The sequence below is a fragment of the Halomonas huangheensis genome (assembly GCF_001431725.1).
GTDB lineage: Bacteria > Pseudomonadota > Gammaproteobacteria > Pseudomonadales > Halomonadaceae > Halomonas > Halomonas huangheensis.
This window is the reverse complement of record NZ_CP013106.1, coordinates 1,170,169-1,190,756: the sequence shown is the minus strand read 5'-3', so window position 1 is coordinate 1,190,756 and position 20,588 is coordinate 1,170,169. Positions and strand designations below refer to the sequence as shown.

20 protein-coding genes are annotated in these 20,588 nt (G+C 58.6%); 10 read left to right on the top strand and 10 right to left on the bottom strand.

Annotation, left to right across the window (positions count from 1 at the left end; genetic code table 11):
• Positions 1 to 4: 4 nt before the first annotated feature.
• The 4 genes from cysT (at position 5) to AR456_RS05400 (ending at position 3,593) form a co-directional block, all read left to right on the top strand.
• Complete coding sequence (gene cysT, locus AR456_RS05415) at positions 5 to 865, top strand: sulfate ABC transporter permease subunit CysT (RefSeq protein WP_031208558.1); 861 nt, start codon at positions 5 to 7, stop codon at positions 863 to 865.
• Positions 865 to 1,689 (top strand): sulfate ABC transporter permease subunit CysW, encoded by an 825-nt coding sequence (gene cysW / locus AR456_RS05410; protein ID WP_021820345.1) that lies wholly within the window; start codon positions 865 to 867, stop codon positions 1,687 to 1,689. The genes cysT and cysW overlap by 1 nt, the downstream gene beginning before the upstream one ends.
• Positions 1,689 to 2,783, top strand: coding sequence for a sulfate/molybdate ABC transporter ATP-binding protein (locus AR456_RS05405; RefSeq protein WP_021820344.1), 1,095 nt, complete (start codon positions 1,689 to 1,691; stop codon positions 2,781 to 2,783). The genes cysW and AR456_RS05405 overlap by 1 nt, the downstream gene beginning before the upstream one ends.
• A 222-nt stretch (positions 2,784 to 3,005) precedes the next feature.
• Positions 3,006 to 3,593: a YajG family lipoprotein gene (locus tag AR456_RS05400; protein ID WP_021820343.1), complete on the top strand. Its 588-nt coding sequence runs from the start codon at positions 3,006 to 3,008 to the stop codon at positions 3,591 to 3,593.
• Between the two features lie 120 nt (positions 3,594 to 3,713).
• On the opposite strand, the gene tmpT is transcribed toward AR456_RS05400, so the two are convergent.
• Both tmpT and AR456_RS05390 read right to left on the bottom strand, forming a co-directional pair.
• Positions 3,714 to 4,355, bottom strand: coding sequence for a thiopurine S-methyltransferase (gene tmpT, locus AR456_RS05395; RefSeq protein ID WP_021820342.1), 642 nt, complete (start codon positions 4,353 to 4,355; stop codon positions 3,714 to 3,716).
• Between the two features lie 45 nt (positions 4,356 to 4,400).
• On the bottom strand, positions 4,401 to 5,030 hold the full coding sequence (locus AR456_RS05390) for a TIGR04211 family SH3 domain-containing protein (RefSeq protein ID WP_021820341.1): 630 nt from the start codon (positions 5,028 to 5,030) through the stop codon (positions 4,401 to 4,403).
• A 427-nt stretch (positions 5,031 to 5,457) separates the two neighbouring features.
• Here AR456_RS05390 and miaB point away from each other — a divergent pair, with 427 nt between their 5' ends.
• The 5 genes from miaB (at position 5,458) to lnt (ending at position 10,938) form a co-directional block, all read left to right on the top strand.
• Positions 5,458 to 6,801: a tRNA (N6-isopentenyl adenosine(37)-C2)-methylthiotransferase MiaB gene (miaB, locus tag AR456_RS05385; protein ID WP_021820340.1), complete on the top strand. Its 1,344-nt coding sequence runs from the start codon at positions 5,458 to 5,460 to the stop codon at positions 6,799 to 6,801.
• Between the two features lie 86 nt (positions 6,802 to 6,887).
• On the top strand, positions 6,888 to 7,973 hold the full coding sequence (locus AR456_RS05380; protein WP_021820339.1) for a PhoH family protein: 1,086 nt from the start codon (positions 6,888 to 6,890) through the stop codon (positions 7,971 to 7,973).
• Complete coding sequence (ybeY, locus tag AR456_RS05375; RefSeq protein WP_021820338.1) at positions 7,970 to 8,470, top strand: rRNA maturation RNase YbeY; 501 nt, start codon at positions 7,970 to 7,972, stop codon at positions 8,468 to 8,470. Before AR456_RS05380 ends, ybeY begins: the two co-directional genes overlap by 4 nt.
• Positions 8,467 to 9,333 carry an HlyC/CorC family transporter gene (locus AR456_RS05370; protein ID WP_021820337.1) on the top strand — a complete coding sequence of 289 codons (867 nt, stop codon included), beginning with the start codon at positions 8,467 to 8,469 and terminating at the stop codon, positions 9,331 to 9,333. Before ybeY ends, AR456_RS05370 begins: the two co-directional genes overlap by 4 nt.
• Positions 9,334 to 9,453: 120 nt before the next feature.
• Positions 9,454 to 10,938 carry an apolipoprotein N-acyltransferase gene (gene lnt, locus AR456_RS05365; RefSeq protein WP_021820336.1) on the top strand — a complete coding sequence of 495 codons (1,485 nt, stop codon included), beginning with the start codon at positions 9,454 to 9,456 and terminating at the stop codon, positions 10,936 to 10,938.
• 137 nt (positions 10,939 to 11,075) lie between these two features.
• Here lnt and phaC read toward each other — a convergent pair whose 3' ends face one another.
• From phaC to prmB, 5 genes are all read right to left on the bottom strand, one after another.
• Entirely contained in the window at positions 11,076 to 12,896 is a 1,821-nt protein-coding gene (gene phaC, locus AR456_RS05360) for a class I poly(R)-hydroxyalkanoic acid synthase (RefSeq protein ID WP_021820335.1), read from the bottom strand.
• A gap of 181 nt (positions 12,897 to 13,077) precedes the next feature.
• Positions 13,078 to 13,539 (bottom strand): phasin family protein, encoded by a 462-nt coding sequence (locus AR456_RS05355; RefSeq protein WP_021820334.1) that lies wholly within the window; start codon positions 13,537 to 13,539, stop codon positions 13,078 to 13,080.
• 303 nt (positions 13,540 to 13,842) lie between these two features.
• Complete coding sequence (locus tag AR456_RS05350) at positions 13,843 to 14,280, bottom strand: hypothetical protein (protein ID WP_021820333.1); 438 nt, start codon at positions 14,278 to 14,280, stop codon at positions 13,843 to 13,845.
• 168 nt (positions 14,281 to 14,448) lie between these two features.
• A complete protein-coding gene (gene aroC, locus AR456_RS05345) occupies positions 14,449 to 15,534 on the bottom strand; it encodes a chorismate synthase (protein ID WP_021820332.1) in 1,086 nt (361 codons plus the stop codon).
• 33 nt (positions 15,535 to 15,567) lie between these two features.
• Entirely contained in the window at positions 15,568 to 16,524 is a 957-nt protein-coding gene (gene prmB, locus AR456_RS05340) for a 50S ribosomal protein L3 N(5)-glutamine methyltransferase (protein ID WP_021820331.1), read from the bottom strand.
• Between the two features lie 152 nt (positions 16,525 to 16,676).
• Between prmB and AR456_RS05335 the strand changes: the two genes are divergently transcribed.
• Positions 16,677 to 17,258, top strand: a complete 582-nt coding sequence (locus tag AR456_RS05335; protein ID WP_021820330.1) for a Smr/MutS family protein — start codon at positions 16,677 to 16,679, stop codon at positions 17,256 to 17,258.
• A 19-nt stretch (positions 17,259 to 17,277) separates the two neighbouring features.
• On the opposite strand, the gene AR456_RS05330 is transcribed toward AR456_RS05335, so the two are convergent.
• Genes AR456_RS05330 through AR456_RS05320 form a run of 3 tightly spaced genes read right to left on the bottom strand, consistent with a single transcriptional unit; the run spans position 17,278 to position 20,073 of the window.
• Positions 17,278 to 18,333 (bottom strand): patatin-like phospholipase family protein, encoded by a 1,056-nt coding sequence (locus AR456_RS05330; protein ID WP_021820329.1) that lies wholly within the window; start codon positions 18,331 to 18,333, stop codon positions 17,278 to 17,280.
• Between the two features lie 58 nt (positions 18,334 to 18,391).
• Positions 18,392 to 19,264: an alpha/beta fold hydrolase gene (locus AR456_RS05325; RefSeq protein ID WP_021820328.1), complete on the bottom strand. Its 873-nt coding sequence runs from the start codon at positions 19,262 to 19,264 to the stop codon at positions 18,392 to 18,394.
• Positions 19,264 to 20,073, bottom strand: a complete 810-nt coding sequence (locus AR456_RS05320) for an alpha/beta fold hydrolase (RefSeq protein WP_021820327.1) — start codon at positions 20,071 to 20,073, stop codon at positions 19,264 to 19,266. The genes AR456_RS05325 and AR456_RS05320 overlap by 1 nt, the downstream gene beginning before the upstream one ends.
• Positions 20,074 to 20,588: the final 515 nt, after the last annotated feature.

The window sequence follows — 20,588 nt, the reverse complement described above, 5'->3', positions numbered from 1 at the left end:
GGCGATGAAAGCACTCTCTCCTACAGGATCATTTTCCGCCCGGCGCCGTGTGCTGCCGGGCTTTGGCCTGTCTCTAGGCATCAGCCTGACATTCGTCTCGCTGGTGCTTCTGCTGCCACTGACTGGCCTGATTGGCCAGTTGAAAGGTCTGTCACTCGCTCAGTACTGGTACATCATCAGTGATCCGCGCGTGGTTGCCAGCTATTTGACTACCATGGGTGGCGCTGCCGTCGCGTCTCTCGTCAATGCCGTCTTCGGACTGTTGCTGGCCTGGGTGCTGGTGCGTTACGAGTTTCCCGGCAAGCGCCTGCTCGACGCATTGATGGATCTGCCCTTCGCGCTACCGACAGCGGTAGCCGGGATCACTCTAGCCACGCTCTATTCCGCCAATGGTTGGATGGGCAAACTGCTGGAGCCATTGGGGTGGCAGGTGTCCTACACCTGGATCGGCATCGCGCTGGCCATGGCCTTCACCAGTATCCCCTTCGTCGTGCGCACCGTGCAGCCGGTACTGGAAGACCTGCCGGCGGAGATAGATGAAGCGGCGATGAGCCTCGGTGCACGCGACTCGGTGGCCTTTCGCCGAGTCATTCTTCCGCATCTGTGGCCAGCACTGGTCACAGGCACCGGGCTAGCCTTCGTGCGCTCACTGGGTGAGTTCGGCGCCGTCATCTTCATCGCCGGCAACCAGCCCTACGAGACCGAGATCACCTCGTTGATGATCTTCGTCAAGCTGCAGGAATACGACTACGTCGGTGCTTCAGCGATCGCCTCAGTGGTGCTGGCCAGTTCGCTGCTGCTGCTGTTGGCCATCAACATGTGGCAAGGCCGCTTCATTCGTCGACTGCATGGAGGTCACGGCTGATGCAACGCATTGGAGACTCTCGCTGGGTCCGCATTACCCTGATTACCGCAGCAATCAGCCTGGCCAGCCTGTTTCTGCTGCTGCCGTTGCTGGCCATCTTTGCTCAGGCCTTTGCCGAGGGCGTCGCGACCTTTGTCAGTAACGTTACCGATCACTTCACCCTCGCCGCTATCGGCCTGACATTATTCATCGCCGTGCTGACGATTCCCGTCAATCTGGTATTCGGCATCATGCTGGCCTGGCTGGTCACCCGCTTCTCGTTTCCGGGCCGCCGACTATTGCAGACGCTGATCGATATTCCCTTCGCCATCTCACCAGTGGTCGCGGGGCTGATATACCTGTTGCTCTACGGCCGCAACGGTTGGGTCGGCGGTTGGCTCGACACTCATGACATCCAACTGATGTTCGCCTGGCCGGGCATTCTAATGGTGACCATCTTCGTCACCTGCCCGTTCGTCGCCAGAGAACTGATTCCACTGATGCAGGCTCAGGGCTCGCGTGAGGAAGAAGCCGCAGTAACACTCGGTGCACGAGGCTTCACCCTGTTTCGCCGCGTCACCCTGCCCAATATTCGTTGGGCATTGCTGTATGGCGTGATCCTGACCAACGCCCGTGCCGTCGGCGAGTTCGGTGCGGTATCTGTCGTCTCTGGTGCCATCCGCGGGCAAACCAATACGCTGCCCCTGCACGTCGAACTGCTGTACCAGGACTACAACACCGTTGGCGCCTTCGCCAGCGCCGCCCTATTGGCATTGATCGCCCTGTTGACCCTCGCCGCCAAGGCCCTGCTCGAGTGGCGCGCCGCGCCTCGGGAGATTGACTGATGAGTATTCGGCTAGAGCATATACAGAAACATTTTGGACGCTCACAGGCACTGTCACCGACACAATTGGACATCGCCAACGGTGAGTTGATTGGTCTGCTCGGCCCCTCTGGCTCCGGCAAGACCACCCTGTTGCGGATCATCGCAGGACTCGAGACACCGGACCCAGACCCACGCACGCGAATCCTGTTTGGTGAACGTGATGTCACCAACGTGCATGTCCGCGACCGGCATATCGGTTTTGTCTTCCAGCACTATGCGCTGTTCCGACACATGACGGTGTTCGATAATGTTGCCTTCGGCCTCAGCGTACTGCCGCGGCGTGAGCGTCCTTCCAGCGGCCAGATTCGTGCACAAGTGCTGCGACTGCTGGAAATGGTGCAACTCTCTCACCTTGCCAAGCGGTATCCTGCGCAACTCTCTGGTGGTCAGCAACAGCGGGTTTCGCTGGCCCGCGCTCTGGCACTGAAGCCAGAAGTACTGCTGCTTGATGAGCCTTTCGGCGCTCTCGATGCCAAGGTGCGTCAGGAACTGCGCCGCTGGCTACGCCACCTGCACGACGAACTGGGCTTCACCAGTGTGTTCGTGACCCATGACCAGGAAGAAGCCCTGGAACTCTCCGATCGGGTGGTGGTGATGAGTGACGGTCATGTTGAACAGATCGACACCCCAGAAGCGCTGTATCGCTCCCCTGCCAATCGCTTTGTCTTTGAGTTCCTTGGAGACGTCAACCTACTCGAAGGTGAAGTGAGCAACGGTGTGCTGACCTGCGGCGATGCTCAGCTCAAGATCGACGAGTTGCCTGCAGGTCGGCAGGAAGTCCTGATGCGGCCCCACGAGATTGGCCTGTCCGAAACTGCAGATGAACGTTCGCACCTGCCAGCTACTGTTACCGCAGTTGTGCCGGTAGGCGCAGAAGTGCGTGTCGAACTCTCCGCGGACTGGATGAGCGAGCCCTGGCAGGTCAGCTTGCGTCACGAGCAGGCCAGCAGACTGAAACTGCATCGAGGCTCCAGAATCTATGCCAGAGCATTGAGCTGGCACCATTATCCCGAGACCAGCGCCACCCGGCAGCCAAGTCTTGCGGACAACTGAAGTCCACGCTTGCCACCGCACATGGAATGGCTGGACAGGCGTCAACAGGAATTGGATGATTCGGCCTTGTCTGGCGGAGGCTGGATGACGTCCCAGGAGATCATGACGTCTCCCACATCCAGTGAGCCAATCCCTGAACAGCATACAACCAGCGCTCCCGAGCCACCAAAGCCGGGCCACCAAAGTAGAGTGGCAGCACTGGTTATCAACAAGGAGTTCTCTATGACGGGTCGTATTCTGTTGGCCGTTGCTGGACTGAGTGCCGCACTGTTGTTGAGCGCCTGCTCCAGTCCCCAGAACCTTCAGCCGATGCCGCAACGCAGCGTCGATGTGCCTGTTTCAGGTCAGGGACAACAGGTCTCGGTGATCGCGGTCGACGGCCGTGATTCGGAGACTCTGGGCACTCGCACCGGCTCCGCAAACTCGACTTCGACCATCAGTGTCGCCGCCCATGAGATCGTGCCGCGCCTGCAGAGCGAAGCCGAGCGTGCAGTCAGCGACATGGGCTTTTCACCCACCGCAGCACCTGCCAACGATGGGCCAGCACTGACTCTCACCCTGAAGAAGCTCAGCTATGTACGCGGCGAGAGCCGGCCGCTGGTTGACGAGGCTCATCTGGAAAGCGTGCTGGAAGCGGTTGCCACCAATAACGGTGAAACCTACACCGGTACCTATACTTCACGCCGGGCCCAGACCTATGCAGTGACTCCCGACAAGGCAACCAACACTCGCATGGTGCAGGATCTGCTGACCGACGGTCTCGATCGCGCCTTCGCTGACCCGGAACTGGGACAACTGCTGGCCCGCTAACGCTCGAGGTCAATGCCGCCACACAGCTGCCGTCCATACACACAGTACAGTCCATACACACAGTACAGTCCATACGACAGGGCCCGCACTATGCGGGCCCTGTCGGTTACGGCGGAAAGATCAGTTATGGCCGGGGCTCGGCCCCCGTCGTTCCAGGGCCCAGCAGCTCTCCTTGAAGCCATCATCGGCGTTGCACTCACCATCCTCGAGATGCGTAATCGAGAAGTTCGCGGCAAACAATCGCTGAACTTCATCAGCATCAACATGGAACGGCGGCCCTCCCGCATCCCTACGGGTCAGGGTAATCAACAACCCCTTGCCACCCGGAGGGATCAATTGAGCGAGATGAAAAGCATAGCGCTGTCGCGTGGCCTCAGGCAGAGCAATCAGGGCTGCACGATCATAGAAGGCTTCTATCTCGGCAGCCTGTTCGATATGGAAGTGGAAAAAATCTCCACACCACAGCTCGATACTGCCCTGGCGTGACACACCAAAGCCTGCCTGACGATAACGTGTGACCTCACCGTCGCCCTCAGCGACAAACTGCTCGATCGCTTGCTCAGACAGCTCGATCCCCAATACCGGGTGATGCTGCTCCGTCAGCCAACGCATGTCGAGCGTCTTGCCACAAAGTGGCACCAGCACCTTGTTGCCCTCTGGTACCTGCAGCCCAGACCAGTGTTGCACCAGCAACGGATGCACACTATCGCGATGGAAACCGATACGCCCATCCTGCCAGCGCTTCAACCAGTCTTCCTGCATGCGGCGTCCTCTTCAAATGATCTGCCCCGAAGCGCAGCACTCAAATCAGAACCAACGATCGCGCTTGCGCCTTCTGCGTGGCAGATGCGGCACAATCAGGCCGACTACCAGCCCAACACCGGCTACACCACCGCCGTACATGAAGTAACGCATCAGCAGATCTTCCTTCTGGGTCTCAAGGCGTGCATTGAGTTCACCGTTGGTCTCGCTGATGGTCTCGTTGGCATTCTCGAGTTCCAGGTTGCGTGCCTCAAGCTCGGCGATACGCTGCTCACGAACCTTGAGTGTATCGCTCATGGCTCCAGTACGATCCTGCCAGCTATCGTTGATGCCATCGAGTTCAGAGGTCAATTCCTCAACCCGCTTACGCAGGTCAGGCAACTGGTCACGAGCACTGGGAGAGTCCTGTATTTGATTGCTGGGGACCCAGACAACATCACCACTATCACTACGAACTCGAGAATAGTTCCCCGAGGTTTCCACCAGCGTCACAGGCTGACCTGCAGTCAAGGTGCCAACGATGCGATAGCCATCGGTAGGTCCGCTACGCACGTAAGTCGTCAGTTCATCTGTGACCCAGCGTTCAGCATCATCATTCTGCTGAGCCACCGCAGGAAGGGCCATGCTGGAAAGTGCGAGGCCCAACGTTAATGTCTTGATCATGTGCATATTCATGCCGTCTTCCTGGCTGTTCCGGGCTCAAGGGGCGACTGTCCATTGCGAGGCAACCGCGTGCCAGGCATCCTGCCTGACATCAGCGGGCGATGAGACCAGCAGGACACCGAGATTGTTCCACAGCTTCTGTGGACAAGTGTCGGGAAAACCACTGGAAAGTGCCGCCAGAGTAGCGAAGCGTCTAGCGCCAACACGAATCGATCATTATCTGACCAACCATCGCGAAGGGCCACTGCGCTTTCATCTCGCGAAAGCCTACCACAACACAATCACCAGGGTAGCGCGTAAACTGGCCTGAAAATCTTCCGGTGCGTATAATACCTGGCCATGCACAGAGGCCCGAACAGGTCTCCCGTTCCGCACGCCATTCATTCTCTTGAAACAACGCACCTGTGGTGCTCCCGGGCCAGGAGCCCGACTGATTCCCATGTCGAAGAAACTCTTCATCAAGACACACGGCTGCCAGATGAACGAGTATGACTCCGCCCGCATGGCGGATCTGCTCGGTGAATCCCATCAGATGGAGCTGACCGATAATGAGCAGGAAGCCGATGTCATCCTGCTCAATACCTGTTCCATCCGAGAGAAAGCCCAGGAGAAGGTCTTTCACCAGTTGGGACGCTGGAAGAAACTCAAGGCGGCCAACCCCGATCTGGTGATCGGTGTCGGGGGCTGTGTCGCCAGCCAGGAAGGCGAGGCCATTCGTAAACGTGCCCCGCACGTCGATATGGTCTTTGGCCCTCAGACCCTTCACCGGGTTCCGTCGATGCTCGACAGCCGCCGTGACAACCAGATTTCGGTGGTTGATGTCACCTTCCCTGAAATCGAGAAGTTTGACCATCTACCGCGCCCGAGCTCTGATGGCGCCACCGCTTTTGTGTCAGTGATGGAAGGTTGTTCCAAATACTGCACCTTCTGCGTAGTGCCTTATACCCGTGGCGAAGAGGTCTCACGGCCGTTCGAGGACGTCATGGAAGAGGTGTTCCACCTCTCCGATCAGGGCGTTCGTGAGATCAACCTACTGGGCCAGAACGTCAACGCCTATCGCGGTCTCAATGATGATGGCGACGAGATCGACCTCGCCGAACTGATTGCCTGCGTCGCCGCAGTGGATGGCATCGATCGCATCCGTTTCACCACGTCGCATCCGGTGGAGTTTACCGACAGTCTGATTGAAGCCTACGGTGAGATACCGGAGCTGGTCAGTCACCTGCATCTGCCGGTACAGGCCGGTTCCGACCGTATTCTCAGTGCCATGAAGCGCGGTCATACCGTCGAAGAATACGTCGACAAGATGGAACGCATCCGCGCCCTGCGCCCGGATATCAGTTTCTCGTCCGACTTCATCATCGGCTTCCCCGGTGAGACCGAGGAAGAATTCGAAGACACCATGGACCTGATCCATCGCATCGGCTTCGATATGTCGTTCAGCTTCGTCTATTCGGCACGCCCAGGTACTCCGGCAGCCAGTCTCGACGATGACACTCCGGAACCGATCAAGAAGCAACGCCTGGCGATTCTGCAGGAACGCATCAATCAACAGGCCATGCAGATCAGTCGACGTATGGTAGGTTCCACCCAGCGCATTCTGGTTAGTGGATTCTCACCTCGGGACCCGGGCCAGTTGTCTGGACGCACCGAGAACAACCGCGTGGTCAACTTCCGAGCTGCCAATCCGACCGAGTTGATCGGCTACTTCGTTGATGTCGAAATCGTCGAGGCATTCCCCAACTCACTGCGTGGCGAACTGGTTTCGGATAAGCGCTACTGAGCACTGAACAGCACTGACAATTGCCCTGGCCTACGCTGGGGCAGTAAGCTGACATCGACCATTCATCAACTCAGGATCTCTCTGACTTGAGCCAGCCATCTTCCCAGGCCAATCGCATCATCACGCTCAACCTTGAACCCAATGAGCCTCGCCGTCTGGCCAATCTCTGCGGTCAACGCGATGAGCACCTCAAACTGATCGAGTCACGACTCGAGGTGACGCTGCGCAATCGTGGCAACATGTTCCAGTTGGCAGGCCCGGCCAACCGTGTAAAGGCTGCCGCAAACCTGGTCGAGCACCTCTATCGCGAGGCCGAAGCTACCGAGCTGACACCGGATACCATTCACTTGTTTCTCCAGGAGTCCGGTATCGAGGAACTGGAAGAAGACAGCGGAGATGACAGCGAAGGTGGGGAAGTCCTGATCCGTACCCCACGCGCCGTAATCAAGCCCCGCGGTCTCAACCAGCAGGGCTACGTCAACAGTGTCCGCAACCACGATATCAACTTCGGGATCGGGCCCGCGGGTACCGGCAAGACCTATCTTGCCGTCGCCGCCGCAGTGGAAGCACTCAATCAGCAGGAAGTACGTCGCATCCTGTTGGTGCGCCCGGCGGTCGAAGCCGGTGAGAAGCTCGGGTTCCTGCCTGGCGACCTGGCGCAGAAGATCGATCCCTACCTGCGCCCGCTGTACGATGCGCTTTACGAGATGATTGGTTTCGAGCAGGTCGGCAAACTGATCGAGCGTCAGATCATCGAAATCGCGCCTCTCGCCTACATGCGCGGGCGCACCTTGAACAACGCTTTCATCATTCTTGATGAGAGTCAGAACACCACGCGCGAACAAATGAAGATGTTCCTGACCCGGATCGGCTTTGGCTCGACAGCCGTCATCACCGGCGACGTAACCCAGGTCGACTTGCCACGTGGCCAGACGTCGGGCCTGATCCAGGTGCTCGACGTACTCAAGGATACGCCCGGGATCGGCGTGACTCACTTTTCCTCCAAGGATGTGGTGCGCCACCCGCTGGTCCAGCGCATCATCGAGGCCTATGATCTGTTCGAGGCTCAGCAGGAAGCCGATGATCGTGCCCGCCGTGAGGCCCGTGCGGAGGAGCGGCGACAGCTCCAGGCGGCTCCCCGTGCGCCCAGAGCCGAGGACGCCGACTCATGAGCGCCATGGTGGATCGTCAGGTCGCCAGCAGTGCACTCGACCTGCCCGCTCAGGACAAGCTCGAGCGCTGGGTTGATGCGGTACTCGAGAAATTCCCTGAGTACAGCGATAGCGAGCTGACGGTGCGTTTCGTCGACAACGACGAGAGCCAGTCGCTCAATCGCGACTATCGTGGCAAGGATTCACCAACCAACGTACTGTCGTTCCCCTTCGAAGCCCCGGAAGGGTTGGAGCTACCGCTACTCGGCGACCTGATAATCTGCCACCCGGTAGTGGTTCATGAAGCCAGTGCTCAGGCCAAGGCGCTTGCCGACCACTATGCCCACATGGTGGTACATGGCACCTTGCATCTACTCGGGCTCGACCATATAGAAGACGACGAGGCCGAGCACATGGAAAGCCTCGAGCGCGATATTCTGGCGAGCCTGGGCATTGCCGATCCCTACGCAACAATAGAACACAATTCCGATAGCGAGGACGAGAGAGCCGACGCATGAGCGACGACCGATCGAGTAGCCCGGGCAATAAGTCCTGGTTCGATAAAATCTTCAGCGCCCTGTCCAGTGACAGTGATGAACCCAGCTCACGAGAGGAGCTACGGGATTTTCTGCGCCAGGCCGCCAGTCGGCTGAAGATCGAGCAGGACGCCATGACGATCATCGAAGGCGCCCTCAATATCAGTGATCAGCAAGTGCGCGAAGTGCTGATCCCCCGTTCCCAGGTCACAGCATTGGAAGTCGACCAACCACTCGAGGACTATCTGTCAATCATCCTCGAGACGGGCCACTCCCGCTATCCTGTCATCGGCGAGAACCTCGACGAGGTCAAGGGAATCCTGTTGGCCAAGGACCTGTTGCCACTGCTGCAGCACACCGACATCGCGCACCCGTTTCAGCTTGAGGAAGTGCTGCGTCCTGCCATGTTCGTGCCCGAGTCCAAGCGCCTCAACAGCCTACTCAAGGAATTCCGCGATACCCACAGCCATATGGCCATCGTCGTTGATGAATATGGCGGTACTGCGGGCATCGTGACCATCGAGGATATCCTCGAGGAGATCGTTGGCGATATCGAGGACGAACATGATACGGATGAGGAAGAAGATATCCGCGCGCTCGATGATCATCGCTATGCGGTCCGTGCGCTGACACCCATCGAGGACTTCAACGAGCGCTTCGCCACTCAGTACCCCGATGACGAATTCGATACGCTTGGCGGTCTGGTCATGCAACGTTTCGGACATCTTCCGGCACGCGGCGAAAGCACCACCATTGGTGAGTGGCGTTTCACCGTTCTCAACGCCGACAATCGCCGTATTCGGCTGCTCGAAGTCGAGCAGCAGGCACACGAGGAAGACGAATAGCCCACTGAGCTCCGACCGCTCAGTGATGCTTATCCAGTGAGGCACTGATCAACACCGACAGCGACTGACTCGCCGCTGCTGAGGTTGGTCGGTGCCTCGTTTGATTCAAGGATCGATATCATGCTTGAAAAGATGTTCAGCGGCCGTCTCGGCTATCTCGCCGCAATAATTGCCGGCTGCCTGACGACCCTGGCCGCAGCCCCCTTCGGTTGGTGGTGGCTGGCGCCGATCGCCGCAGCCTTGATGTACGCTGGCTTCCCCCTTCAGACCGGCCGTCAGGGACTACTGCGTGGCTGGTGCTATGGCCTTGGATTGTTCGGCACCGGGGCATCCTGGGTATATGTGTCGATTCACGACTACGGCTACACCAGTATGCCATTGGCGGTGTTCCTGACCGCCCTCTTTGTCGCCAGCATGTCATTGTTCGTGGCCGTCCCCTTCGGTCTTTACCGGCGTTTTTGCGGGGCACGCTGGAGCGTACTGACCTTTACGGGTCTTTGGGTGTTGATGGAATGGCTGCGCACCTGGCTATTCACCGGCTTTCCCTGGTTGCTGCTGGGCAGTACACAGGTTGACTCACCGCTGGCTCCCTGGGCACCAGTCGGCGGTGTCTATCTGCTGTCACTGGTGGTAGCACTGAGCGGTGCACTGCTGATCAAACTGACGGAAGGACGCTGGCTGACATTACCCATGCTGGCCGTGCTGTGGCTGGTGCCCATGGCCTTGCCCCAGCACTGGACAGCGGCCAATGGTGAGCCGTTGCGGGTCAGCCTGTTGCAGGGCAACCTACCGCAATTGATCAAGTGGACCCCGGAAGGCCAACGTCAGGCGGTCAACACCTACCTGAACATGACTGGCGAACTTGACCAGAGACAGGCATCCGAGCCACAGCCAGACATCGTGATCTGGCCGGAAGCCGCACTACCAATGTTCGAGGATCAGGCCGAACCGATTCTTGCCCGCGCTCAGGCAGCACTATCGCCGGACACCGCCCTGATTACCGGGATTCTCCAGCGTGACTCCGAAGGTCGCTTCTACAATGCCGTCGTCGGTATGGGTAACGCCGAAGGTCATTACCGCAAGGCTCACCTGGTACCCTTCGGCGAGTACCTGCCACTGGAAAGCCTGCTGCGCGGTGCGATTGCCTTCTTCGACCTGCCGACGCCAGCCATGACGCCAGGCAAGGATAGCCAGGCACCGCTGATGGCAGCGGGACACGAGATCGGCAACGCCATCTGCTATGAGATCATCTATGCCGACCTGGTCGCCAGCCGGGCACGCCATTCGGATATCCTGCTGACGGTCTCCAACGATAGCTGGTTCGGCGACTCCATCGGTCCGCACCAGCATCTCGAAATGGCACGCCTGCGTGCGCTGGAAAATGGCCGTTATGTGATCCGCGCGACCAGCAATGGCATCACCGCAATCATTGACGATCAGGGGAAGGTTCTCGACCAGTTGCCTCAGTTCGAGAGTCTGCGCCTCGATGGCGAAGTGCAGCCAATGACGGGGCTGACACCCTTCAGTCGCACCGGTAGCTGGCCAGTCTGGCTGCTTGCCACCCTGATGCTGCTACCGGGCTTCACGCGGAGGAAGGAGCGGTAAGCCTCTAGCAGCCCACCCCTCCCATGTTTTACCGACAAGAGCCAGGCGCACAAGGTGTGCGGCCTGGCTCTCGGGGTTACTTACCGCCTATCACTTACCGCTTATAGCTCGAGCGGTTCGTAGCTCGTAGCGCGTAGCTATTCTCCCAGCACTTCCGGAATCGTCATCTTGACGTAGCGGCCTGGCGCCGGTTCGAGCATGGCCAACTCTCCGCTCCCCGGCTCACGTGCCTCGACCATCTTGTCCTGATCGACATAGCCGCCCTTGAGCATCCACTCCTGCCAATGAGGCCACCAGGAACCTTCGTGCCCTTCCGAACTGGCCAGCCATTGCTCGTGGCTGTCGGGCAGCTCATCGTTGGTCCAGTAACCGTACTTGTTCTTGTGCGGTGGGTTGACGATACCGGCAATGTGGCCAGATCCACCCAGCACAAAGGTCACTGGCCCCTTGGGCAGCAAGGCACCGTAGTAGCTGCTCTCCCACTTGGCGATATGATCCTCGCGAGTGGCGACAAAGTAACTGGGCGTGGAAATCTTGCGTAGGTCGATCTTGACCCCATCCAGCTCGATACCATCCGGCTGCACCAGGCGGTTCTCGCAGTAGAGGTGACGTAGATACCAGCCATGGGTGCCTGCCGGCAGGTTGGTACCGTCGGTATTCCAGTACAGCAGATCGAATGCCGCGGGCTCTTCGCCCTTGAGGTAGTTGTTGATGTAGAACGACCAGAACAGATCATTCTCGCGCAGCAGGTTGAAGGAGTAGGCCATGACGCGGCCATCCAGATAACCATCACGCTCGAGCTTGGCCTCGATGCCCTGCAGGATCGGTTCACTGAGGAACACACCGATTTCACCTGGCTCGCGAAAGTCCTGCAACGTCGCCATGTAGGTCACCGACTTGACCTTGCGCCCCCGACGAGTGCTGGTCAGATAGGCCACTGTCGATGCGGTCAGAGTGCCTCCGATGCAGTACGACAACAGGTTGGCTGACTTCTCACCGGTCGCCTGTTCTATGCCTTCCAGCGCGGCAATCGGCCCCAGTTGCATGTAATCTGCCCAGCTGAGATCGCCCTGCTCCGGCCCCGGATTGCGCCATGAGATCAGGAACACGGTATGTCCCTGGTCGACCAGCCACTTGACCAGCGAGTTCTCTGGACGCAGGTCGAGGACGTAGTACTTGTTGATCCAGGGTGGCACGATCAACAACGGCGTCTTGAAAGCCTTCTCGGTGCTCGGCGCATACTGGATCAACTGGATCAATTCGTTTTCCATGACCACCGAGCCCGGCGTCACGGCGATGTTACGACCGACTTCAAAGGCGCTGCGATCGGTCATCGAGACGTTCAACCCCTCGGCCGAGTTGGCCAGGTCCGCTCGCAGTCGCGCCAGACCATCGACCAGATTCTGGCCTCGAGTCTCGAAAGTGCGTCGCATGACTTCAGGGTTGGTGGAAACGAAATTGGTCGGCGCCATGGCATTAACCAACTGACGCGCGTAGAAGGTCAGATTACGTTTGTGCTCGGGAGACAGGCCATCGAGATTGGCAACCAGCCCCTCGATACTGCGCGAGAACAACAAGTACTGCTGCATCAGCGCATTGTAGGCAGGCTCCTGGCTCCAGGCCTCATCCTTGAAGCGCCGATCACCGGGCAGGGGAGTGATCAGCGTCTCACTCGGTTTGCCGTCAGCATGGTGCACAGCCTGCTGCCAGAGCGCTGCCTGATCCTGCATCAACTGCCACTGCGTTTCCCACAACAACTGGGGGTCACGCATCAAGGATTCGGCCCCCGCCTGGAAGCTGTTTCGCACGTCCTCAAGCACAGCTTCTACCGCATCACTCGGCACCATACGGCCGAGCATCTCTTCCATCAACGCCTGATATTGCGCGCCAATGACCGACAATTGCTCGGTCCACTCCTGACTCATTGTTTGAGCCGTACTCTGATCACCTGCCGCCATTGGCATCTCCGTTCACCCTGTGCTGCTCAGAAGGCGCCGACCCGATGACCAGAGCAGCGCCCCGCTCTATTGTTGTTGAACAAGTCACTGTTGTGATATTCAGTTGTGATATCAAGCGACATCCCTGTCGCGTGGTGTCCCATCCGTTGCCTGACGAGGGAAAGCGTCTATCAGGCAGACGTCATGAAGAACGCTTGCGCGTAGAAGTGCTGGACGCTCGGGAGGAAGAACTGGGTTTGCTCGCCTGCTGAGTCGCCTGGTCAGCAGCGTCCGTCACCTGATCACGAGCCTTCTCGGCCTGATCCATCATCACCTGACCAGACTCTGCGAACAGCTCCTCGAGCTGTGCCTTGAACTCCAGGCTCATCTCACTCATGGCACGTGCATCTTCGAGCATCTGCGCTGACAACTCGTTGAGCATTTCTGCCTGACGAGTAGAGAAGTCGCGTAGTCCCTCGGCGTCCTGGATTTCCGAGGCATCGCGGATACGCTCCGTGCCCATCTGGCTGTAACGCTTCATCGAGTCCATCTGGTACTGAGACATCTTCTCCATGTTATTCAGCATCATGGAATTGAGCTTGCGCATCGGCTCAAAGAACTGACGGGCCTGTTCACTGAAATTCTCGAATACCTTGTCTTGCATGACCGTTTCCTCCAGAAAGACGTAGCGGAGATCGTTCCAACTACTCATTCATTCCCCGGGATGCATCATTCACGCTTTGCTACAGATCATTCCCGCTTTGGATCATTTCTGCTGTAGATCATTCCACGTTGCTACCACACGTCTCACATCTTGTGCCAATACACATGTGTTGCAGCGCAGCAATGATCAGTTTGGCACACAGCAGGTGACAGCGCCATGACAGCCGCGAAGTCTGCGCGAATCGGCAACACCTCCCGGAACAGGATGAGAACGAAGCCAGTGGCGCCGGGCGCCACCGGGGTATCAGGACTTGCTTTTCGTCGAACGCGAGCGCGCCGAGGCCCGTGCTCCACTACTGCGTGAGGACGTCGTGCCCGAGGAGGTTGAGCTCTTGCTGGAAGAAGGTTTACTTGCGCGAGCCGAAGACGATTCGTCGGCATCTCCGTCGCTACCATCATTACGAGCCTTCTGCGCCGCCTGGCTCAGCATGTCGAGCATCATCTTCTGATAGTTGCCGAAACTGGCCAGACCTTGTGACAAGCCCTGTGACAAGCCCTGCTGCAAGGCCGGTTGCTGAAGAAATGGCTGCATCAGGCTCATCGGATCATAGCCTTCGACACCGGACTCCATCTGCCGTTGGATGCGCTCGAGCAGCTCCTGCTGGAACGTCTCGATATTAGGCAGTCCCAGCGCCTGACGGAACTCGTCGGGGGTCAGATCGAACTCGACATTGATCTTCATGGCGGCCTCATGTGCATTCCCCCTGATTCCCATCGCAAACTCAGGGGGTGATTCAAGAGTTCAAGCTTATTCTAGAGCTCAGGTTTTCTTCAAAAGCTCAGGGGCTAATCATGAGTGTAGCAGGCATGCGTTTCATGTAACCCACGTGCCCATGTAGCTCATCCAACTTCAGCGTAGACGCGGTGTTGCCACCTCAACCTCTGCGTTCTGTGCACGATGACGCAGATAGTGATCCATCAGTGTCAGAGCCATCATCGCTTCAGCAATTGGCGTGGCTCGGATACCGACACAGGGGTCGTGGCGACCTTTGGTCACTACCTCGACCGAGTTGCCATCAACATCGATCGAGCGCCCGGGGATGGTGATGCTGGAGGTCGGCTTCAGTGCCAGGTGAGCGATCAATGTCTGTCCGCTGGAAATACCGCCCAGCACGCCACCGGCATGATTGGACTGGAACCCCTCAGGGGTCATTTCGTCGCGATGCTCGCTGCCACGCTGGGTCACCACGCCAAAACCATCGCCAATTTCCACGCCCTTGACGGCGTTGATGCTCATCAGGCCATGGGCCAGGTCAGCATCAAGGCGATCGAAAATCGGTTCGCCAAGGCCCGGCGGCAAGCCTTCTGCCATAACAGTGATCTTCGCGCCGACCGAGTCCTGGTCACGACGCAGCTGGTCCATATACTCCTCGAGCTCTGGCAGGCGTTGCGGGTCTGGACAGAAGAATGGGTTGCTGTCCACGGCCTCCCAATCACGCAGCTCAATCTCGATCGGTCCCAGTTGGCTCATGTAGCCACGTACCTGAATGCCGTGGCTGGCGAGGAACTTCTTCGCGATGGCTCCAGCCGCCACACGCATGGCTGTCTCACGAGCACTGGAGCGCCCACCACCACGATAGTCGCGCACACCATACTTGTGATGGTAGGTGTAGTCGGCATGGGCGGGACGAAATTGATCCTTGATCTTGCCGTAGTCCTTCGAGCGCTGATCGGTATTTTCGATCAACAGCCCAATGGGTGTCCCTGTAGTTACACCCTCGAAAACGCCTGACAGAATGCGAACCTGATCGGGCTCACGGCGTTGAGTGGTGTGCCGCGAAGAACCGGGGCGACGACGATCCAGTTCCTTCTGCAGATCAGTCTCGCTCAATTCAAGACCAGGCGGACAGCCATCGACAATCGCACCAAGGGCGACGCCGTGGCTCTCGCCAAAAGTGGTCACGGTGAATAACTTGCCGAAGGTATTGCCTGACATGGGCGTTCCTCGATGAATCTGTAAAGGCGTGAATCAGCTGAAGGACGCCGCGTGGGCGTCGAGTTCCTCGGCGGTCAAGGCGAAGACTCCCTGACCACCGCGCTCGAAGTCGAGCCACATGAAGGGCACTTCCGGGAAAGCCGCTTCGAGATGATGATCGGAGTTACCTACCTCGACGACCAGTACTCCATGATCGCTGAGGTGCTGTCTGGCCTCACGCAGGATACGTCGAACGATATCCAGCCCATCCTTCCCTGCGCCCAACGCCAGCGAAGGCTCATGGCGAAACTCCGCAGGCATCGTCGCCAGGTCGCGCGCATCGACATAAGGAGGGTTCGATACAATCAAATCATATCGCTGCCCCTCAAGCCCTGCGAAGACATCACTGGACACTGCGCGAACCCTGCGGCCAACGTCATGGCGAGTGATATTGGCACGCGCTACAGCCAATGCATCCTCACTGATATCACTCAAATCGACTTCAGCAGTCTGCAGATAATGCGCGGTGGCAATGCCAATACACCCGGAGCCGGTGCATAGATCGAGAATACGGGCAGGAGGTTCCTCAGGGAACCACGCACTGAAGCCATCCTCGATCAGTTCAGCAATCGGTGAACGCGGAATCAGCACACGCTCATCGACGGCAAAGGTCAAACCGGCAAAGAACGCCTCGCCCAGCAGATAGGGTAACGGCTGACGGCTACTGATACGGGCGCGGACCAGCGCCACGATGCGCTGCCGCTCGATTGGCAGCAAACGCGCCGCCTGAACGCCGGGATCAACGTCCCAGGGCAGATGCAGGGCACCGAGTACCAGGGCAACAGCCTCATCCCAGGCCGAGTCGGTACCGTGGCTGTAGGTAAGGCCGGCGAGGTGAAATTCACTGGTGGCCCAACGCAGGCAGTCGCGCAGGGTTACGAGATCATCAGCAATTGCATGATCGTCAAGGACAAGGGTCGAAGCCCCGGGGGTCGAAACAGAGTCAGCCAAGGGTGCATCCTGTCAGTCGCATCGAGTTGAAAAAAGCGGCCACCGAGGGCGAGCTGCAACCAGCGATTGTATCTGTGCCAGCGGTTCACTGCCACGGCTGGCAAGGTATACTGCACGCATCCAGAAGTCTTCCGTCATTTATCGAGCCGCCCATGAATCACCGCCTGCCCCCGTCCGACGATGATATCCATGCCTTTCGTCAGGCCATCAAGGAAGCCGGCGTACGACGCATCAAGACCAACCGTGCCGATACCGGAAAGCCTACCAGACGCGATGCACTGGGCGACGAGTCGGTAGCCGCTCGCCGTGCATCGGCGGTCAGCGCCAGCGAAAGCGAATCCACAGGACGCACCTCTGATGGCCGTGTCGAGCCGGTCCTGCCCTCTGACTATCTCGACTTCGCGCTACCTGACCTGCCCTGGCGAACCCGCAGTCAACTCAAGCGCGGCCAGATGGCCTGGGAGGCAGGGCTTGACCTGCATGGCTACCGCCTGGAAGAAGCTCGTCAACAATTGGAGAGTTTTCTCAACGATGCCCAGTCCAGTGGGCAACGTTGTGTGCTGGTGGTCCACGGCAAGGCCTGGGGCGCTACTGCGGATTACCCTGTGATCAAGAGTCACGTCAACGCCTGGCTGCGTGAATGGCCCAATGTACTGGCCTTCTGCTCAGCCACCGACGCTGATGGCGGTACGGGAGCTGTCTACATCCTGTTGCGCAAGCGTGGCCGGCTCTGATGTTGCGATCATCCACGCGTCAGTTGCGGATGCGCTCCTGTTCGGTCACCACGCCACAGGCCTCGAGGCGGTCGAGCGACTGACAAGTCAGATGACGTCCCAGGCGCACCAGCTCACGCGCTCGATGGAACTCGAATGAGCCACATACTGACTTGGGCACCTCGATGAGTATGTCCGGGGGACAGCCCGCTACCCGATAGCGGGCCAGCGCCGCCTGAGTAATATCGAAGGATGTCAGAATCATCGCCAGCCGCCCCCATTCTCGAGACTCCAGGGTCCCACCTTCTCGTTCCAGATCACGATTGGCTTCCCTGCCGGCGGAACGCAGCCAGCGCCTGGTCAGAAGGTCCCCCACCCAGGAAAGCTCCTCTGAATCTCCGCCACTCGCCTCGCGAGACTCATCTTCGTCTTTACCTTCATTGTCTTTACCTTCATTGCAGGCCGGCTCATCGCTGGGCAGCAATTCCTCAAGGGTCACCAGGCTGGAACTGCTGGCGGTGACGTTGACCGCCATTATCAGATCAGCATCTGACGAAACATTGGAAATGATCGGTAAGGGGTTGAGGAGGCCACCATCCACCAATACTCGCGGCCCATCTTCGACGGGAGTGAAAACCCCGGGAATAGCGATGGATGCACGAATGGCCTTGAGCAACGAGCCTTTCTGAAACCACACCTCTCGCTGACGCATCAAGTCGGTCGCCACCGCAGTGAAGGGAATCGGCAGGTCTTCAATGTTGATATCACCGATAAGCGTCTCGAGCTTATTCATCAACTTGCGCCCCTGCATGGCACCCATCGGCCCGAAATTCACATCCAGCAATAGCCGCAGCACAGCAAAAGAGCCGAGACTTTCGACCCATTCTCGATATTCATCCAGCTTGCCGGCCGCATAGATTCCGCCGATCAAGGCCCCCATCGAGCAACCGGAGATTGTGGTGATCTCATAGCCCCGGGCGACCAACTCCTGGATCACTCCGATGTGAGCATAGCCACGCGCTCCGCCACTTCCCAGCGTCAAGGCGATACGCTTGCCGCTGAGGCCTCTTGGGCAATCGGACTTCAAGGCGTTCATTGCATCCCTCCTCGAGTGGCTTGCCGACAGGCTCTCCTTCCTTGAATCCAGTGTGGCCTCATGACGACAAGGAGTCGACAATAGTGTCATGGACACTCTCGACATGAGCCGGTGAAGCATGAAGGTGATGACCACCCTCCAGCACCTGACGCTCGAGGTTTCTGATCGCAGCGCGATTACGAACCGCCGCTTCACGTTCGCCGAGGATGCCGTCGCGCCCCTCGATCAGCAGCACCGGGCATTCGATTGCTCCCAGCATTGCCACCACCTGTTCAGGGGTCAACCTCACCGGGGAGGGACGTTTGAGGCGCGAGTCGGTGCGCAGCCTAACCCCTCCATCAGCCAGTTCATGAAGGTTACGCGCCACGATCTCGCTGACCTCAGCAGTCGTGACCGGCGTCGCGCCCCCCGCAACTCGCGCCGCTACTGCCGCTTCAACAGTGGCATAACGCGGCCCGGAAGAGCGCTGTCGACGGTGTGCTCGCAGAGACCTGCCCAATTCGCGGGCCATGTCTTCGGCCGGTGTCGTCAATGCTCCCAGGCCATCGATCAATACCAACCGCTCAATGCGCTCCGGCACAGCGGCAGCCAGCAGCGACGCCACTCCCGCGCCCATGGAATGCGCCAGCAGCGGGATCCGTTCGATATCCAACTCATCGATGATATCGAGCACGTCATGGCAGTAATCCCAGAGTGCGTAGTCATACTGCCCCGGCAGCGGTGCCGATAATCCATGGCCAGCGAAGTCGATGGCCAGAATACGAATATCCAGAGATTCCACCAGCTTCGGCGCCAGTCGCAAGAAGCTCGCCGCATTGTCCAGCCAGCCATGCAGAGCCAACCATGCAGGAGCCTCTGCTCGCCCCCATTCCAATGCCGCCAGTCGGCCACCAGCAAGCGTCAGTGCTCGAGGAGCAGCATGCTGCCTCATCAGTGCTTTCCTCCACCTGCCAGCTCACTGATCATCGCCACCAGCGCCTCACGCGTCGCTGCCGGCTCTTCCATCGGGAACATATGAGTACCGGGCACCATGGAAAGTCGGATACCGCGCCGCTGCAGTCGTCGGCAACGGCGAGGCGTCAGCAGGTCCGAACTCTCACCGGCAATCACCGCCAGTGGTACACGAACCTCTTTGGGGAGTCGGTCCAGGTGGTGCGGCAAGTGCCGGAATATCTCAAGCTCGATTTCCGGGTCATAGCTGAGTACTACACTGCCATCATCCATCTCACGCGAACCGGCTGCGATATAGTCGTCCAGAGCTTCCGCGGTAAAACGCCGGAACAAGCCCTTGCGCTGCAACTGTGCACGCATCGCCTCACGACTCTCCCAGCGCGTTCGGCGCTTGCTGGTCTTGCCGGCTGGTGTCACTCGATCGACCATCCCCAGCAACTTGCTGGCACGCAGCATCAATGCATCCATCCCCAGCATCAGCGGCGGATCGAGCATGATCACCGAATGAAACTTGTGTGGCATCACTCGTGCTGCCATCGCAGTCAGTACTCCGCCCATGGAGTGCCCTACCCCAACCACCGGCTCAGGCAGGGCTTCCACGTCTCTGAGCAGTTCGTCTCGCAGCGCCAGCCAGTTGTGGCCGACCGGAAAATCCGGATGGTGTCCAAGTCGATCGACGGGAAGAACATTGAACTGGCTGGCCAGCGGGGCCAGCAGGCTGTGGTAACTGTGCCCGGGAAAGCCGTTGGCATGCGCAAACAACAGGGTCGGCAGGGATGTTTTTGTCATGGTTGTCAGAGCCTGATTGTCAAAATCCGTTTGTCAAAATCCGGTTATCTATACCCGGCTGATCGAATATCGCCGCAAGCTGTCCCTATGCGGCCAAAGCCAGTATACGGTCTCGCAGGATTCGCCTGATGATTCGGCAACATACTGATCTCACGAGACGCGACACTCGCGCTAGCAGGCTAACCGCATTAGCATGTAGCGCCAAGTGTGCTGGCCCATCGTTGCTCTGCTGCCACTTCGGTTCGTTCAACCTCTGTTGTTCAAACCCTATTCGCTCAAACCCTATTCGTTCAAACCCTATTCATTCACACCCTTTGTTTCATACTCATTCGTTAATCTTCTGGAGTCAGTCGTGAGTCACAAGCCGCCCCGCGATACCCGCCTTCGTAATACTCTGTTCTTCGCCACAGTAGCCTTCGCAATTGCCATCGGTCTCTGGCTGGCCCGCTAGCCTGGGCGGCTACGCACCCTTCCTTCGAGACCTTCTCACGCCCATCCGCAACTCCGCCTGGCGC